Source organism: Pseudomonas sp. NFACC56-3, from assembly GCF_900100025.1.
Taxonomy (GTDB): domain Bacteria; phylum Pseudomonadota; class Gammaproteobacteria; order Pseudomonadales; family Pseudomonadaceae; genus Aquipseudomonas; species Aquipseudomonas fluorescens_AA.
Genome location: NZ_FMTK01000016.1, coordinates 103,237 through 118,158, shown reverse-complemented (window position 1 = coordinate 118,158; position 14,922 = coordinate 103,237). Strand labels below are relative to the sequence as shown.

Genomic DNA, 14,922 nt, shown 5'->3' with positions numbered 1-14,922 from the left:
GAGCAGGAGCTCCCATGCAGCGCGTCATGATCGTCGGCCAGCCAGGATCAGGAAAAAGTACGCTGGCTCGGGAAATGGGCAAACACACCGGTCTGCCAGTCATCCATATCGACACGATCCATTGGCAACCGGGCTGGGTCGAGCGAAACGCAGATGAGAAGACCCGCCTTTGTCACGAGGTCGAGGCTCGCGATCAGTGGATTTTTGAAGGCGGTCATTCGGCCACTTGGGACAACCGGATTGCCAGAGCCGATCTCTTAATATGGATTGATCGATCACCGGTGCTTCGGTTTTGGCGTGTGCTTCTCAGGACTTTGATCCAGCGAGGCCGCCCTCGCCCCGACCTTCCGGAGGATTGCCCAGAGCAGCTAGGGAAACTCCCGGAATTTTTCAACTTCATGTGGACTACCCGTAAATCGGCGCGTGCCAAGATGAAGCAGCTCGCGGCAACGGCCCCATCAACCTGTCGTGTCGTCTGTCTACGATCCAATCGCCAGACCCGGCAATTTCTGTCGAGTATTGGGGAGGCGCCTTGCGTGAATTCGTCGCGAAAAGTCCAGGTTCCGGCAAAACCGCTGCGTGATTAACAATTCAGTCTGCCTCCTTCTTCTCCTCAGCCAACCGACTCAAACCTCCGCCGCTTCATGACCTACCCCATCCCCAGCGCATAATCGTGGTCTGTCCCCGATGCAGAACTACTTAGCCTGTCTTCAGTCGACCCTGTCCACCAGAATCCCCCTAAGAACTCCTGGATCACATCGGTTTCATCGTGTGTTGCGCTCTAGAAATTGCTGTCCTCAACAACGATCTTTAGAGACGGGAACCCACTCAGCGAGAACATCCATGAAAGCGAATCGCCTAGTGCCCTCACAGCACTCTGCCCGCCATCTGAATGTAGCTCTGCCGTAATGGTCAGGTTGACTAGCTTCTTTGGTAACTCGCGACCAGGCCCGGCAAGGGGCGCCATCGACACTAGGTATGCCGCTTTTGCCACATCCTCCAAAAAGGAGTAGACCAGCCCCGTACCACGACTGCTATTGGCGAGATACACCGCATCTAGTGTGACAGTGAGATAGATTTCGTCAGAGAACTCCATGCCGGAGAAACCCAGCACAGCAACGCCGGCCAGCGAACCTTTGGTCCAGAGCTCATAGCAAGGACGACCGAGAAAATTCGAAGGCTGCAGCAAATCCCCTTCTGGCCTTTTCCTACGAAAAAGCCCTTTGATCTGCTGGTCAGTGGCGAGGCGATAAGTGACCTGGTAAGGCTGATCGCGTCCCGAATCCAGGAGGTGCGCACTGGCGGCCAAGCTGCGGGACTCAGGCTCCGGGAAGACGAGATCACTGCCCTCATCCTCCAACTCTTCAGCTATGTCCGGGGAGTGAACGTCCATTTCTCGTCCTTGGCTATCAATAAAAAACTCAGGCTGGTAAGGGGCATCGCCCCCCCTGTATAGGCTGGGGACGACCTGCATGCTGTTATTTATAGGGATGGGGAGTCAACCCAGTGTCCGCTTCTGGCCGATTCTGTTGAAAAAGTCGTTCCTGGTTTCCACGGTTGAATAAGGGAATAAGGGAACAGATTTATTTTCATATTTACCCGTTCAATAGCATTCGCATGGATGCTTGCTCCTTCTTTGGGCCAAGCCAGGACCTGAGCACTGAACCTCCAAGCCACGTATCCCCGCGCCTTTGCCTGCAACTGCACCAGAATCCGCCGACTTTGCAGCCTTGCCCTCGGGCTCTATCGTTTCCTTACCACTGGCCGAGCCGGTATCGATAACACTCAGGTACGCTAGGAGCCCTCGGGAAAGTCATTGGCCCGAGGGAGTGGAGGAAGGCCCACCCTCTTATCCGTGAAGAACGCTAATGCGGCCTAGCCTGGGCAGAAAAGCGCTGCTATCCACCCTCGTACACTGCCAATCTGCGGCCTTAATACCTGTAGTAAAAAAGGAGGTTTACATCGCCATGGACATCCAGGAAATCAAGCAACGCCTGGCCCGCCCCGCCGTGAAGCTCATTGCCGGCGGCTTTCGTCCTGCCGGCACCGATGAGGAAAGCTGGCTGGGCAACGTCTTTCTGTTCCGGCCTGATGAAGATGTACCCACCAATCAGGCGGGGCAACCGTTGCTCCCCTATGCGCAGTTTTACCTGCCTGCCCTGCCCGTCCACAGCCCGCTGCTGGCGGGAGTTCGTGTATTGACGGTGTTCATTTCAAACCCGTTCCCCGAGCACTTTGAGCCAATGGGGAATAATTGGGTCATCCGCGAATATGGGCCAGATGATGTGCTGGTGCGCAAGTCTTTGCCGGTGGAAGGTACATTCCTCAAACCCTTCCCGCTGACAGCGCAAGCGGTGCCGGAGGACTTTCCACTGTGGGATGGCGGTGGTGTCCCGGAGGACCTCGAGCAAGCAATCCTCACGCTGGAACGCGCGGGCGAGATACAGAGCTATTACGACTTGGTCACCCACACCTACGAACACAAGTTCGGCGGTTACCCTTCATTTTGCCAGTCGGGTGTTGATCCGGGTGAAGGCTTCGAGTTTGTGTTCCAGATCTCATCGGATGCGAAGATCAATCTGAATGTGGTCGACAGTGGGAGCCTGATGTTCTGGAAGCACAATGAAACTGGGGAGTGGGCGCTTTATTATGATTTTTACTAAAAAATAGGGGGGCCAGATTTATTTTCTGCCCCCCTTCGTCAGCCCTAAAAGCTGCCCCCTTCAACATGGTAAACCTTCGGCTCCTCCGAAAAATATTCCTCCAACCCCATCATGAATAGCCGATGGTCTTCACTCGCTTCGAAGCCCGGTGTGTGGTCTTCCAGCGATTGCCACCGCACGATCAGGTTGAACTGCTCGGGGGTTTCGATCCCTTGCGCCAGCATGTGGCCGCCGTACCCCTTGGCGCGGGTGAGCAATGGAGCGACCTCGGCAAATGCGCGGCGGAACGTTTCAATGCGTTCTTTGTGAACAGGAAGCACAGCGATTTCGTAAACCATGACGCACCTCTGAATGGGTTAAAGTCCGCACTTACGGAATGAGCGATGGCTCGACGGCAATCGCGATTTTTCCTCGAAGACCGTTGTTGGGGCTTTCCAGCCGGGCATGGGCCAGGGGAATGTCGGCCAGCGAATAGACGGCGCCGACATGTGGGCGCAACTGACCGCGGGCTATCAATGCGCTCAGCTCATCGAGCTTGCCGCGGTTTTGGCGGGTGAACACGAAGTGATAGCTCGCGTTCTTGCCCCAGGCCTGGACGAGGTTTTGTGGCTGGGCGATGTCCACGATCGAGACGACGCGGCCCAGTTGGGCGAGGACCTCGGGGCTGCGGGACAGTGTGTTGCCGCCAATGGTGTCGAATACAACATCCACGCCGCGGCCAGCGGTTTCCCGAAGAACAGCGTCGACATAATCTTCTTTTTCGTAGTCGATGATCACGTCGGCGCCCAAGTTGCGGGCAAACTCAGCGTTTGTTTCGCGCACAGTCGTGAACACCCGGGCGCCCATGGCTTTCGCCACTTGGATCGCGACATGCCCGACGCCTCCAGCGCCGCCGTGGACAAGAATGCTCTCGCCGACCCTGAGCGCCGCGCGCACCACCAGCGCTTCCCACACCGTCCCGCCCACCAGGGTCAGGCTTGCGGCCTCAAGATGGCTCAGCTCGGGCGGTTTCTTTCCGACGATGCTTTCAGCCGCGACGTGGTACTCGGCATAGCTGCCTGACCCTTCAAAAATCTGCGGGGTGTACCAGACTTCGTCTCCAGGCGCGAAGGCGGTCACACCGGGCCCGACGGCTTCGACCACGCCGGATACGTCGTGGCCGGTGATGGCCGGCAGTGGCACCAGGTCGGGATAGTCGCCGCGTCGAATCTGGTAATCCAGCGGGTTGATGGAAGTGGCGTGTACGCGGACCAGAACTTGCCCCGCTTGCGGAACGGGCTTGGGCACGTCGCGGAGTTCGAACGATTCAGGACCGCCGAATGATTTAAGCATCATCGCTTTCATAGTAAATCCTCGTATCGACAAAAAGGGATATCGGAATATCTCGATATCCTATGGTAAAAAAACGCTACAGGTCTTTCCCAATGATCTCGGCGAGAGCACTGATGGTTGCTTCATTGCGTTTGTAATAGGTCCATTGGCCGATGCGCCTGACTTCGACCAGACCCACCCGTTGCAACGTAGCCAGATAACCGGACACCGTCGACTGCGACAGGCCGATCCCTTCTTGGATACTGCTGACGCAAACGCCGACCGTGTGAACGTCACCCTCATCCTGCGGGGGGAAGTTCTTTGCCGGATCCTTCAAACCTTTCAGGATTTGGAGACGTGTCGGGTTTGAGAGGGCTTTGAATATTTCGAGTAGGTCCATGTGGCGAGGATATCGAGATTTTCCGATATGTCAATACGTGAATTGGGATAGCTGCTTCGCAGCCTGGCGGGGATGAATCCCCTCGCCACAGGATGGCATGAGCACCAAACTTCTATCCGTATACCTTAAAAGCGGTTGCTTTGATCATGCATTGAACACCGCATAGGCGACCCAGCGCCAAAAGGCCAGTGGAGTCGTCACGTTTGATTTGCATCCAAGCGTTTGAACCGTTCGTCACTACTGTTATCTCTGACAGGAGACGGCGGCTTTCCTTTAATCTTGAATGAGGGTGCACAGCAAAAAAACCCTATATAGAGCGTTTCTGTCCAGGGACAGAAAGCTTGTGCTTAAAGACCAAATCCAACCAGTGAGGAATTTAAAATGAGAGTGGTTCTGAGAGCCCCAAATCAAATCCCAATTGACAGTTCCGCCTTCATTAGCTGGATGCTACCCAGCCCTGGAGATAAGGTCTGGGGATATTGGGGAAATGCAACATATACAGTCAAAGAGAGAACATATGTTTTCTCTAAAGAGGGCACAGGCTCTAACATTTCTATTGAGCTTCAATAGAATTAACCGCTATCGGTTAAGCCCAGGAGCGCTACAATATGGAAAGCCATGAAAATTGGATGCATCAGCGCATAGCATAGAGAACTCCGGTTCACAGTGGCTTCCTTCAAGGTTTGGAAAGGTTGTACCAAAGATAATCACAACCCAACTCATGAGGAGCTGGAAATGCCTAATAAAATCACGTTGGCTTATGTAGAGCCTAATAAAGATAAATATTATGACACCGCTGCTATCAGCGATATGATTCCATGTCCTGGCGATATCGTTACGGGATTTTGGGGAGATAAATCGTACCGTGTAAAAGAGCGAAAACAAATATTTGATCCGTCAGGGACAGGTTCCCATACTGAAATTCAACTAGAATATATATAACCGCCTATTCGGGAGCAGACGCTCTACGATGTTGCCAACTATCCCGAAACCCAACTTCATTGCTTGCAATCTTTGTTCTGGCTAAAAGCGGCCAGAGGGTTGGCCGCTTTTTTTTATGGGTGCTGCGCACTCAAGCGGGAGCAAGCGCCCTCGCCACGAAAAGCGGTTTTGTGTGGATTCAGGGATGGCGATCCAGTTTCTTCAGGAACACCGTCATTTCCTTCTCCGCCTGCTTGTCGCCGTGGGCGCGGGCGGCTTCGAGGCCTTGTTCCCAGGCTTGGCGGGCGGCCGGTAGGTCGCCTTGGCCTTGGTGGGCTTTGCCCAGGAGTTTCCACGCGGCTGAGTATTTGGGATCGAGTTCGACGCAGCGTTGGAGGTGTTCGGCGGCGCGGGGGAATTCGCCGAGGTCCAGGTAGCCTTTGCCCAGGCCGAAGCGCAGCAGGGGGTTGTCCACGCCTTTGGCGAGCATTTTTTCCAGGGAATCGAGCATGGCGGCGTCCTTATTTGTTGTGTCAGGGGGTGATCGGTTGGCTGCTAGATAGCTACCGCGAGCAAGCTCGCTCCCACAGGGGGTTGGGGTTGCTCACGACATTTGTGAGCAATGACGATCCTCTGTGGGAGCGAGCTTGCTCGCGATGAGGCCCTTTCTGTCACTGCACATCCCAGATCAGAAGAAACTCAACCCCACATGGAACAGCTTCTCGACATCGCGAATGTGCTTCTTGTCCACCAGGAACAGGATGACATGGTCGCCGGTCTTGATCATGGTGTCGTCATGGGCGATCAGGACTTCTTCGTCGCGGATGATCGCACCGATGGTGGTGCCAGGAGGCAGGCCGATGTCGCGGATGGCCTTGCCGATCACTTTGCTGGACTTGGCATCGCCGTGGGCAATGGCCTCGATGGCTTCGGCCGCGCCGCGGCGCAGGGAGTGGACGCTGACGATGTCGCCGCGGCGTACGTGGGCCAGCAAGGTGCCGATGGTCGCCAGTTGCGGGCTGATGGCGATGTCGATGTCGCCGCCCTGGATCAGGTCGACGTAGGCCGGGTTGTTGATGATGGTCATCACTTTCCTCGCCCCCAGGCGCTTGGCCAGTAGCGACGACATGATGTTGGCTTCGTCATCGTTGGTCAGGGCCAGGAAGATGTCGGCGTCGGCGATGTTTTCTTCCAGCAGCAGGTCGCGGTCCGAGGCGCTGCCTTGCAGCACCACGGTGCTGTCGAGGGTGTCCGAGAGGTAGCGGCAGCGGGCCGGGTTCATCTCGATGATCTTGACCTGGTAGCGGCTTTCGATGGCTTCGGCCAGGCGCTCGCCGATCTGCCCGCCACCGGCGATGACGATGCGCTTGTAGTTCTCGTCGAGGCGGCGCATTTCGCTCATCACCGCGCGAATATTCGCCTTGGCGGCGATGAAGAACACTTCGTCGTCGGCTTCGATCACCGTATCGCCTTGGGGCAGGATCGGCCGGTCCCGGCGGAAAATCGCCGCGACCCGGGTTTCCACGTTAGGCATGTGTTCGCGCAATTGGCGCAGTTGCTGGCCCACCAACGGCCCGCCGTAGTAGGCCTTGACCGCCACCAGTTGCGCCTTGCCTTCGGCGAAGTCGATCACCTGCAGGGCACCGGGGTGCTCGATCAGGCGCTTGATGTAGTTGGTCACCACCTGCTCGGGGCTGATCAGCACGTCCACCGGGATCGCTTCGTTGTCGAACAGGTCGGCGCGGGTCAGGTAGGCGGCCTCGCGCACCCGGGCGATCTTGGTCGGGGTGTGGAACAGGGTGTGGGCGACTTGGCAGGCGACCATGTTGGTTTCGTCGCTGTTGGTCACGGCCACCAGCATGTCGGCATCGTCGGCACCGGCCTGGCGCAACACCGTGGGCAACGAGCCCCGGCCTTGTACCGTGCGGATGTCGAGGCGATCACCGAGGTCGCGCAAGCGTTCGCCGTCGGTGTCGACCACGGTGATGTCGTTGGCCTCGCTGGCCAGATGTTCCGCCAGCGAACCGCCGACCTGCCCTGCGCCGAGGATGATGATTTTCATCCAGTCACTCCTATCGAATCGGTCTTAACCGCGTGCGGCGGCGATCTTGATCAGCTTGGCGTAGTAGAACCCGTCGTGACCGCCCTCCTGGGCCAGCAACTGGCGACCATGGGACTGCTTCAGCCCGGCCTGGCTGGCGATGTCCAGTTCCCGGGCGCCCGGAGTGCGGGCGAGGAAGGCCTCGATCACGTCGGTGTTCTCGGTGGGCAAGGTCGAACAGGTGGCGTAGAGCAACATGCCACCCACTTCCAGGGTCTGCCACAGGGCATCGAGCAATTCGCCCTGCAACGTGGCCAGTGCGGCGATGTCGTCCGGCTGGCGGGTGAGCTTGATGTCCGGGTGACGACGGATCACGCCGGTGGCCGAGCACGGCGCGTCCAGCAGGATGCGCTGGAACGGTTTGCCGTCCCACCAGGTCGCGGTGTCGCGGCCGTCGGCGGCGATCAGTTGAGCGTCGAGGCCCAGGCGTTCGAGGTTTTCCTTCACCCGCACCAGTCGCTTGGCTTCCAGGTCCACCGCCACCACGCCGGCCAGCTGTGGCTCGGCCTCGAGGATGTGGCAGGTCTTGCCACCCGGCGCGCAACAGGCGTCCAGTACCCGTTGCCCGGGCGCCAGCTCCAGCAGGTCGGCGGCCAGTTGCGCGGCTTCGTCCTGGACGCTGATCCAGCCTTCGGCGAAGCCTGGCAGTGCTCGTACGTCGCCGGGGGTTTCCAGCACGATGCCGTCGCGGCTGTACTGGCACGGGATGGCCGGGATGCCCGCCTCGCCCAATAGCGCCAGGTAGGCGTCGCGGGTATGGTGGCGGCGATTGACCCGCAGGATCATCGGCGGGTGGGCGTTGTTGGCCGCGCAGATGGCTTCCCATTGCTCGGGCCAGAAGGCCTTCAGGGATTTCTGCAACCAGCGCGGGTGGGCGGTGCGCACCACCGGGTCGTGTTCCAACTCGGCCAGCAGGGTTTCGCTTTCCCGTTGGGCACGGCGCAACACGGCATTGAGCAGGGCCTTGGCCCAGGGCTTTTTCAGCTTGTCGGCGCAGCCCACGGTTTCGCCGATGGCGGCGTGGGCCGGGACGCGGGTGTAGAGCAGTTGATAGAGCCCCACCAGCAGCAGCGCTTCGACGTCGGCATCGGCGGCCTTGAATGGCTTCTGCAACAGCTTGGCCGCCAGGGCCGACAGCCGCGGCTGCCAGCGGGCAGTGCCGAAGGCCAGGTCCTGGGTGAAACCGCGATCACGGTCGTCGACCTTGTCCAGTTGAGTCGGCAGGGAGCTGTTCAGCGAGGCTTTCCCGCTGAGTACCGCGGCAAGGGCCCTGGCGGCGGCCAGACGCGGGTTCATGAGGCGTCCGTCGCTTGGCCGAGGACGGTGCCGACGGCAAATTTCTCACGGCGGCTGTTGAACAGGTCGCTGAAGTTCAGCGCCTTGCCGCCGGGCAGTTGCAGGCGCGTCAGGCACAACGCCTGTTCACCGCAGGCAACGACGAGGCCGTCCTTGCTGGCGCTGAGGATTTCACCCGGTGCGCCCTTCCCTTCGGCATGGCTGGCCGCCAGCACTTTCAGGGCTTCGCCGTTCAGGGTGCTGTGGCAGATCGGCCACGGGTTGAAGGCCCGCACCAGGCGCTCCAGCTCGACGGCCGGACGGCTCCAGTCGATGCGGGCTTCGTCCTTGTTCAATTTGTGTGCGTAAGTGGCGAGGCTGTCGTCCTGCACTTCGCCTTCCAGGGTACCGGCAGCCAGGCCGGCAATGGCCTCGACCACGGCCGGCGGGCCGATGAGCGCGAGGCGGTCGTGCAGGCTACCGCCGGTGTCGTCGGCACTGATGGGGGTGCTGACCTTGAGCAGCATCGGCCCGGTGTCCAGGCCGGCTTCCATGCGCATCACGGTCACGCCGCTCTCGGCATCGCCGGCTTCCACGGCGCGCTGGATCGGCGCCGCACCGCGCCAGCGCGGCAGCAGCGAGGCATGGCTGTTGATGCAGCCCAGGCGCGGGATATCCAGCACCACTTGGGGCAGGATCAGGCCGTAGGCGACCACCACCATCAAGTCCGGCTGCAGCGCCGCCAGTTCGGCCTGGGCCTGCGCGTCCCGCAGGGTCGGCGGCTGCAACACCTGGATGCCGTGTTCCAGGGCAAGCTGCTTGACCGGGCTGGGCATGAGTTTTTGCCCGCGACCGGCCGGCCGGTCCGGCTGGGTGTAGACCGCGACGATGTCGTAGTGGCTGGCCAGCAGGGCCTTGAGGTGTTCGGCGGCAAATTCGGGAGTGCCGGCAAAGACGATGCGCAGGGGCTCAGTCATGGGAAGCTCTCAATTACAAAGCAGTCGCAAAAAGAAAAAGGCTTGCCGCGGCAAGCCTTTGAAGGGAGGCATCAAGCATTCTGGCGATGAAGTTTTTCCAGTTTTTTCTTGATCCGGTCACGCTTGAGGGTAGACAGGTAGTCCACGAACAGCTTGCCGTTGAGGTGGTCGCACTCGTGCTGGATGCACACCGCCAGCAAGCCTTCGGCGATCAGTTCATAAGGCTGGCCGTCACGGTCCAGGGCCTTGATCTTGACCTTCTGTGGACGGTCGACGTTTTCATAGAAGCCTGGCACCGACAGGCAGCCTTCCTGGTACTGGTCCATCTCGTCGGTCAGGGTTTCGAACTCGGGGTTGATGAACACCCGCGGCTCGCTGCGGTCTTCGGAAAGGTCCATCACGACGATACGCTTGTGCACGTTGACCTGGGTCGCGGCGAGGCCGATGCCTGGTGCCTCATACATTGTTTCAAACATGTCATCGACCAACTGACGCACTTCGTCGTCCACTACCGCCACCGGTTTGGCGATAGTGCGCAGGCGCGGGTCCGGAAATTCGAGAATGTTCAAAATGGCCATAAGCTTGATAAATGCACGTGTGAGGTAAAGTCGGGTGGCTGGCCTGGCGTGTCTTGGGATGCAGGCTACCGTTGTAAAACGTTGCCCTTGGGAAAACAGCTCCGCAGGGCGGCGAGCCATGGGGGCTCTGGCGTTTTACGCGAACGCACATAATAAAGGGATTCACCGCATGAGGAAATCACTACTCGCCCTGCTGCTCCTGGCTTCGGCCGGTATCGCGCATGGGCAAGTGCAACTTCGGGAAGGTTTTCCCCAGCAATACACGGTGGTGACGGGGGACACATTGTGGGACATTTCCGGCAAATACCTGCGCGAGCCATGGAAATGGCCCGAACTCTGGCAGGCCAACCCGCAGATCGAAAACCCTAACCTGATCTATCCGGGCGATACCCTGTCGCTGGTCTACGTCAACGGCCAGCCACGCCTGACCCTCGATCGCGGCGCCTCCCGCGGCACCATCAAGCTGTCGCCGCGCATTCGCAGTTCGCCGGTGGCCGACGCCATCCCGAGCATTCCGCTGCAAGCCATCAACAGCTTCCTGCTGAGCAACCGCATCGTCGACACGCCTGAGGATTTCGACAAGGCGCCCTACGTCGTCGCCGGCAATGCCGAGCGGGTGCTCAGTGGCATGGGGGATCGGGTCTTCGCCCGTGGCACATTCGACTCGAACCAATCGGCCTACGGCATCTTCCGCCAGGGCAAGGTCTACACCGACCCCGAGACCAAGGAATTTCTAGGCATCAACGCCGACGACATCGGTGGCGGCGAAGTGGTCGCCACCGAGGGCGATGTCACCACCCTGGCCCTGCAACGCACCACTCAGGAAGTGCGCCTGGGTGATCGCCTGTTCAGCGGCGAAGAGCGCTCGATCAACTCGACCTTCATGCCCAGCGCGCCAAAATCGGACATCAACGGGTTGATCCTGGACGTGCCTCGCGGCGTGACCCAGATCGGCGCGCTGGACGTGGTCACCCTGAACAAGGGCCGCCGCGATGGGCTGGTCGAAGGCAACGTGCTGGCGGTGATGAAGACCGGTGAAACCGTGCGCGACCGCATCACTGGCGAGCCGGTGAAAATCCCCGATGAGCGCGCCGGCCTGCTGATGGTGTTCCGCACTTACGACAAGCTCAGCTACGGCTTGGTGCTGTACGCCTCGCGCTCGCTGTCGGTGCTGGACAAGGTCCGTAATCCATAACGGGTCTCACAAGTTACCAACAGAGTTATCCACAGCTTGTTCCCGTTTGTACGGGATTTACAACGGTCAAGGATGATCGCATGTCATTACCTGAATCTGCTCCGGTTTCCCCTGCGGAACTGGAGGCCCGGCTACGCCTTCACCGCTTGCCGGAACTCGGTCCCAAGCGTTTCATGACCCTGATGGAGGCCTTCGGCTCGGCCTCCAAAGCCATCAGTGCACCGGCCAGCGCCTGGCGAGCGCTGGGCCTGCCCATCGCCTGCGCCGAGGCGCGACGCAACCCGGATGTGCGTGACGGCGCCGCCCACGCATTGGCTTGGCTAGAGCGTGCGGGCCAGCATTTACTGATGTGGGACCAACCCGACTACCCGGCGTTGCTGGCACAGATCAGCGACGCACCGCCGCTGCTGTTCGTCGCTGGCGACGCCACCATTCTGGAAAAACCCCAGCTGGCGATGGTCGGCAGTCGCCGGGCATCGCGGCCGGGCATGGACACCGCGGCGGCGTTTTCCCGCAGCCTGGCCGGGGCCGGTTTTGTCATCACCAGCGGCCTGGCCCTGGGCATCGATGCGGCGGCCCATCAGGCGGCGCTGGACGTTGGCGGACGCACCGTCGGCGTGTTGGGCACCGGCCTGGAAAATTTTTATCCACAGCGCAATCGTCGGCTGGCGGACGCGATGATTGCCCAAGGCAGCGCGGTGCTGTCGGAGTTTCCGTTGGACGCGCCGCCCCACGCCAGCAACTTTCCGCGTCGCAACCGGATCATCAGCGGCTTGTCCCTGGGGGTGCTGGTGGTGGAAGCCAGTGTCGCCAGCGGCTCGCTGATCACCGCCCGATTGGCGGCGGAACAGGGCCGCGAGGTGTATGCCATTCCTGGATCGATCCATCACCCCGGCGCCCGGGGCTGCCATCAGCTGATCCGCGACGGTGCGGCGCTGGTGGAAACCGTCGAGCACATCCTCGAAGCGTTGCGCGGTTGGCAGCAGTTGCCGCTGGCCGTAACGCCTGAGCCGGTGACCCATCCGCTGCTGCGCCTGCTGCATGCCGCGCCGTTGAGCAGCGAGGCCTTGGCCGACGCCAGCGGCTGGGGCTTGCCCAAAGTGTTGGCGGCGTTGACCGAGCTGGAAATGGAAGGACGCGCCACCTGTGACAACGGGCGCTGGTTTGCGCGCTAGGTTTTATGGGGAAGATCGGTAAACTGCCCACAGCCTTATTTGCGTTGCGGGAGAATCTTTCATGGTCAACAGTTGGCGTGTGCAACAAGCCGCGCGAGAAATTCGCGCCGGGGCGGTGATTGCCTATCCAACCGAAGCGGTCTGGGGCCTGGGTTGTGACCCGTGGAACGAGGAGGCGGTGGAGCGTCTGCTGGCGATCAAGTCGCGGCTGCCCGACAAAGGCCTGATCCTGGTGGCTGACAACATCCACCAGTTCGACTTCCTGTTCGAAGACTTCCCCGAAACCTGGATGGACCGCATGGCCAGCACCTGGCCGGGCCCCAACACCTGGCTGGTGCCGCACCAGAACCTGCTGCCGGAATGGATCACCGGCGTGCACGACACCGTCGCGTTGCGGGTCAGCGACCATCCCACCGTGCGCGATTTGTGCTCGTTGGTCGGGCCGCTGGTGTCCACCTCGGCCAACCCCCAAGGTCGCCCGGCGGCGCGCACGCGGATTCGCGTCGAGCAGTATTTCCGTGGGCAGATCGATCTGGTGCTGGGCGGCAACCTGGGCGGGCGCAAGAACCCCAGCGTGATTCGCGACCTGGCCAGCGGCAAAGTGGTGCGACCGGACTGAGCCGGGATACAAATTCTGCATCTTGCACAAAACCACTGTGGGAGCGAGCTTGCTCGCGATAGCCTCAGGTCAGCAGCATTGATATTGACTGACACACCGCTATCGCGAGCGAGCTCGCTCCCACAGAGATTTGTGGCGAATGCCGGATCTGTGGACACTGCAAAACCCTTGCTCGCGATGGCGTCAGGTCAGCGAGCATTGATATTGACTGACACACCGCTATCGCGAGCGAGCTCCCACGGAGATTTGTGGCGAATGCCGGATCTGTGGACACTGCAAAACCCTTGTGGGAGCGAGCTTGCTCGCGATGGCATCAGCTCAGCCAGCATTGATGTTGACTGACACACCGCTATCGCGAGCAAGCTCGCTCCCACAGAGATTTGTGGCGAATGCCGGATCTGTGGACACTGCAAAACCTTTGTGGGAGCGGGCTTGCTCGCGATAGCTTCAGGTCAGCAGCATTGATATTGACTGACACACCGCTATCGCGAGCAAGCTCGCTCCCACAGAGATTTGTGGCGAATGCCGGATCTGTGGACACTGCAAAACCTTTGTGGGAGCGGGCTTGCTCGCGATAGCTTCAGGTCAGCAGCATTGATATTGACTGACACACCGCTATCGCGAGCAAGCTCGCTCCCACAGGTTCTGCAGGACACCTTCGTCCCTGTAGCTCAAGGCAGGAGAATGGTCGACCCCGTCGTGCGCCGCGCCGACAGTTCGGTCTGGGCCTTGGCCGCTTCCGCCAGTGGATAACGCTGGTTGATATCCACTGTGAGCTTGCCGCTACTGATCATCCCGAACAGTTCATCGGCCATGCGCTGCAGGTTTTCGGCATTGTTGGCGTACGTCGCCAGGGTCGGGCGGGTGACGTACAGCGAACCCTTGGCCGAGAGAATCCCCAGGTTTACACCCTCCACCGCCCCCGAGGCATTGCCGAAGCTCACCACCAGGCCACGGGGGGCGACGCAGTCCAGGGAAGTCAACCAGGTGTCCTTGCCAACGCCGTCGTACACCACGGGCACCTTCTTGCCGTCAGTCAATTCCAGCACGCGCTGTGCGACGTTTTCCTTGCTGTAGTCGATGGTTTCCCAGGCGCCATGGGATTTGGCGATGGCGGCTTTTTCCGGCGAGCTGACGGTACCGATCAGCTTCACGCCCAAGGCCTTGGCCCATTGGCAGGCCAAGGAGCCCACGCCACCGGCGGCGGCGTGGAACAGGATGGTTTCGCCACCCTTGAGTTCGTAGGTCTGGCGCAACAGGTATTGCACGGTCAGGCCCTTGAGCATCACGCCGGCGGCCTGTTCGAAGCTGATGGATTCGGGCAGATGCACCAGGTTGGCTTCGGGCAATACATGCACATCGCTGTAGGCCCCCAGCGGCCCGCTGCCGTACGCCACCCGGTCGCCGACCTTGAACCGCGTGACGCCTGAACCGATGGCCTCCACCACGCCCGCGCCCTCGGCGCCCAGGCCCGAAGGCAGCGCCGGTGGCGGATAAAGACCGCTGCGGTAGTAGGTGTCGATGAAATTCAGGCCGATCGCCTTGTTGCTGACGCGTACCTGCTGCGGGCCCGGCTCGGCCGGCTGATAGTCGACGTACTCGAGCACTTCGGGACCGCCGTGGGAACTGAACTGGATACGTTTGGCCATCTTCACTTTCTCCTTGTCGCGTATCGGTTACCAAGCCTGCTATCGGACTCCTAAGCTT

16 protein-coding genes are annotated in these 14,922 nt (G+C 60.2%); 6 read left to right on the top strand and 10 right to left on the bottom strand.

Annotation, left to right across the window (positions count from 1 at the left end; genetic code table 11):
- The first annotated feature begins 14 nt into the window (after positions 1-14).
- Positions 15-587 carry an AAA family ATPase gene (locus BLO80_RS20460; RefSeq protein ID WP_092334176.1) on the top strand — a complete coding sequence of 191 codons (573 nt, stop codon included), beginning with the start codon at positions 15-17 and terminating at the stop codon, positions 585-587.
- A gap of 194 nt (positions 588-781) precedes the next feature.
- On the opposite strand, the gene BLO80_RS20455 is transcribed toward BLO80_RS20460, so the two are convergent.
- A complete protein-coding gene (locus BLO80_RS20455; RefSeq protein WP_139197072.1) occupies positions 782-1,393 on the bottom strand; it encodes a hypothetical protein in 612 nt (203 codons plus the stop codon).
- A gap of 574 nt (positions 1,394-1,967) precedes the next feature.
- Here BLO80_RS20455 and BLO80_RS20450 point away from each other — a divergent pair.
- Positions 1,968-2,663 carry a DUF1963 domain-containing protein gene (locus BLO80_RS20450; protein WP_092334180.1) on the top strand — a complete coding sequence of 232 codons (696 nt, stop codon included), beginning with the start codon at positions 1,968-1,970 and terminating at the stop codon, positions 2,661-2,663.
- A gap of 44 nt (positions 2,664-2,707) precedes the next feature.
- Here BLO80_RS20450 and BLO80_RS20445 read toward each other — a convergent pair whose 3' ends face one another.
- The 3 genes from BLO80_RS20445 to BLO80_RS20435 all read right to left on the bottom strand — a co-directional run bounded on the left by BLO80_RS20445 (position 2,708) and on the right by BLO80_RS20435 (position 4,374).
- Complete coding sequence (locus tag BLO80_RS20445) at positions 2,708-3,001, bottom strand: antibiotic biosynthesis monooxygenase family protein (protein WP_092259436.1); 294 nt, start codon at positions 2,999-3,001, stop codon at positions 2,708-2,710.
- Positions 3,002-3,032: 31 nt separating this feature from the next.
- Positions 3,033-4,007, bottom strand: coding sequence for a zinc-dependent alcohol dehydrogenase family protein (locus BLO80_RS20440; protein WP_092334182.1), 975 nt, complete (start codon positions 4,005-4,007; stop codon positions 3,033-3,035).
- A 64-nt stretch (positions 4,008-4,071) separates the two neighbouring features.
- Entirely contained in the window at positions 4,072-4,374 is a 303-nt protein-coding gene (locus BLO80_RS20435) for an ArsR/SmtB family transcription factor (RefSeq protein WP_003177098.1), read from the bottom strand.
- 735 nt (positions 4,375-5,109) lie between these two features.
- On the opposite strand from BLO80_RS20435, the gene BLO80_RS29535 reads away from it, so the two are divergent.
- Positions 5,110-5,316, top strand: coding sequence for a hypothetical protein (locus BLO80_RS29535; RefSeq protein ID WP_139197070.1), 207 nt, complete (start codon positions 5,110-5,112; stop codon positions 5,314-5,316).
- Positions 5,317-5,494: 178 nt separating this feature from the next.
- On the opposite strand, the gene BLO80_RS20430 is transcribed toward BLO80_RS29535, so the two are convergent.
- The 5 genes from BLO80_RS20430 to def form a co-directional block, all read right to left on the bottom strand.
- On the bottom strand, positions 5,495-5,806 hold the full coding sequence (locus BLO80_RS20430) for a tetratricopeptide repeat protein (RefSeq protein ID WP_092334184.1): 312 nt from the start codon (positions 5,804-5,806) through the stop codon (positions 5,495-5,497).
- Between the two features lie 177 nt (positions 5,807-5,983).
- Positions 5,984-7,357 carry a Trk system potassium transporter TrkA gene (trkA, locus tag BLO80_RS20425; RefSeq protein WP_092334186.1) on the bottom strand — a complete coding sequence of 458 codons (1,374 nt, stop codon included), beginning with the start codon at positions 7,355-7,357 and terminating at the stop codon, positions 5,984-5,986.
- Positions 7,358-7,381: 24 nt separating this feature from the next.
- Positions 7,382-8,692 carry a 16S rRNA (cytosine(967)-C(5))-methyltransferase RsmB gene (rsmB, locus tag BLO80_RS20420; RefSeq protein ID WP_092334188.1) on the bottom strand — a complete coding sequence of 437 codons (1,311 nt, stop codon included), beginning with the start codon at positions 8,690-8,692 and terminating at the stop codon, positions 7,382-7,384.
- On the bottom strand, positions 8,689-9,648 hold the full coding sequence (gene fmt / locus BLO80_RS20415; RefSeq protein WP_092334190.1) for a methionyl-tRNA formyltransferase: 960 nt from the start codon (positions 9,646-9,648) through the stop codon (positions 8,689-8,691). Before fmt ends, rsmB begins: the two co-directional genes overlap by 4 nt.
- A 71-nt stretch (positions 9,649-9,719) precedes the next feature.
- Positions 9,720-10,226, bottom strand: coding sequence for a peptide deformylase (def, locus tag BLO80_RS20410; RefSeq protein ID WP_003196300.1), 507 nt, complete (start codon positions 10,224-10,226; stop codon positions 9,720-9,722).
- A 169-nt stretch (positions 10,227-10,395) separates the two neighbouring features.
- Here def and BLO80_RS20405 point away from each other — a divergent pair, with 169 nt between their 5' ends.
- The 3 genes from BLO80_RS20405 to BLO80_RS20395 all read left to right on the top strand — a co-directional run bounded on the left by BLO80_RS20405 (position 10,396) and on the right by BLO80_RS20395 (position 13,215).
- Positions 10,396-11,421 carry a LysM peptidoglycan-binding domain-containing protein gene (locus BLO80_RS20405; RefSeq protein WP_092334192.1) on the top strand — a complete coding sequence of 342 codons (1,026 nt, stop codon included), beginning with the start codon at positions 10,396-10,398 and terminating at the stop codon, positions 11,419-11,421.
- 80 nt (positions 11,422-11,501) lie between these two features.
- Positions 11,502-12,596 (top strand): DNA-processing protein DprA, encoded by a 1,095-nt coding sequence (dprA, locus tag BLO80_RS20400; RefSeq protein WP_092334194.1) that lies wholly within the window; start codon positions 11,502-11,504, stop codon positions 12,594-12,596.
- A gap of 61 nt (positions 12,597-12,657) precedes the next feature.
- Entirely contained in the window at positions 12,658-13,215 is a 558-nt protein-coding gene (locus BLO80_RS20395; RefSeq protein ID WP_092205588.1) for an L-threonylcarbamoyladenylate synthase type 1 TsaC, read from the top strand.
- Between the two features lie 671 nt (positions 13,216-13,886).
- Here the strand turns inward: BLO80_RS20395 and BLO80_RS20390 are convergent.
- Positions 13,887-14,864, bottom strand: a complete 978-nt coding sequence (locus BLO80_RS20390) for an NADPH:quinone reductase (protein ID WP_092333409.1) — start codon at positions 14,862-14,864, stop codon at positions 13,887-13,889.
- Positions 14,865-14,922 lie beyond the last annotated feature (58 nt).

Bases quoted from the DNA above. Each gene is read 5' to 3' on its own strand.
- BLO80_RS20460 (WP_092334176.1), top strand. From the start codon at position 15: ATGCAGCGCGTCATGATCGTCGGCCAGCCAGGATCAGGAAAAAGTACG.
- BLO80_RS20455 (WP_139197072.1), bottom strand. From the start codon at position 1,393: ATGGACGTTCACTCCCCGGACATAGCTGAAGAGTTGGAGGATGAGGGC.
- BLO80_RS20450 (WP_092334180.1), top strand. From the start codon at position 1,968: ATGGACATCCAGGAAATCAAGCAACGCCTGGCCCGCCCCGCCGTGAAG.
- BLO80_RS20445 (WP_092259436.1), bottom strand. From the start codon at position 3,001: ATGGTTTACGAAATCGCTGTGCTTCCTGTTCACAAAGAACGCATTGAA.
- BLO80_RS20440 (WP_092334182.1), bottom strand. From the start codon at position 4,007: ATGAAAGCGATGATGCTTAAATCATTCGGCGGTCCTGAATCGTTCGAA.
- BLO80_RS20435 (WP_003177098.1), bottom strand. From the start codon at position 4,374: ATGGACCTACTCGAAATATTCAAAGCCCTCTCAAACCCGACACGTCTC.
- BLO80_RS29535 (WP_139197070.1), top strand. From the start codon at position 5,110: ATGCCTAATAAAATCACGTTGGCTTATGTAGAGCCTAATAAAGATAAA.
- BLO80_RS20430 (WP_092334184.1), bottom strand. From the start codon at position 5,806: ATGCTCGATTCCCTGGAAAAAATGCTCGCCAAAGGCGTGGACAACCCC.
- trkA (WP_092334186.1), bottom strand. From the start codon at position 7,357: ATGAAAATCATCATCCTCGGCGCAGGGCAGGTCGGCGGTTCGCTGGCG.
- rsmB (WP_092334188.1), bottom strand. From the start codon at position 8,692: ATGAACCCGCGTCTGGCCGCCGCCAGGGCCCTTGCCGCGGTACTCAGC.
- fmt (WP_092334190.1), bottom strand. From the start codon at position 9,648: ATGACTGAGCCCCTGCGCATCGTCTTTGCCGGCACTCCCGAATTTGCC.
- def (WP_003196300.1), bottom strand. From the start codon at position 10,226: ATGGCCATTTTGAACATTCTCGAATTTCCGGACCCGCGCCTGCGCACT.
- BLO80_RS20405 (WP_092334192.1), top strand. From the start codon at position 10,396: ATGAGGAAATCACTACTCGCCCTGCTGCTCCTGGCTTCGGCCGGTATC.
- dprA (WP_092334194.1), top strand. From the start codon at position 11,502: ATGTCATTACCTGAATCTGCTCCGGTTTCCCCTGCGGAACTGGAGGCC.
- BLO80_RS20395 (WP_092205588.1), top strand. From the start codon at position 12,658: ATGGTCAACAGTTGGCGTGTGCAACAAGCCGCGCGAGAAATTCGCGCC.
- BLO80_RS20390 (WP_092333409.1), bottom strand. From the start codon at position 14,864: ATGGCCAAACGTATCCAGTTCAGTTCCCACGGCGGTCCCGAAGTGCTC.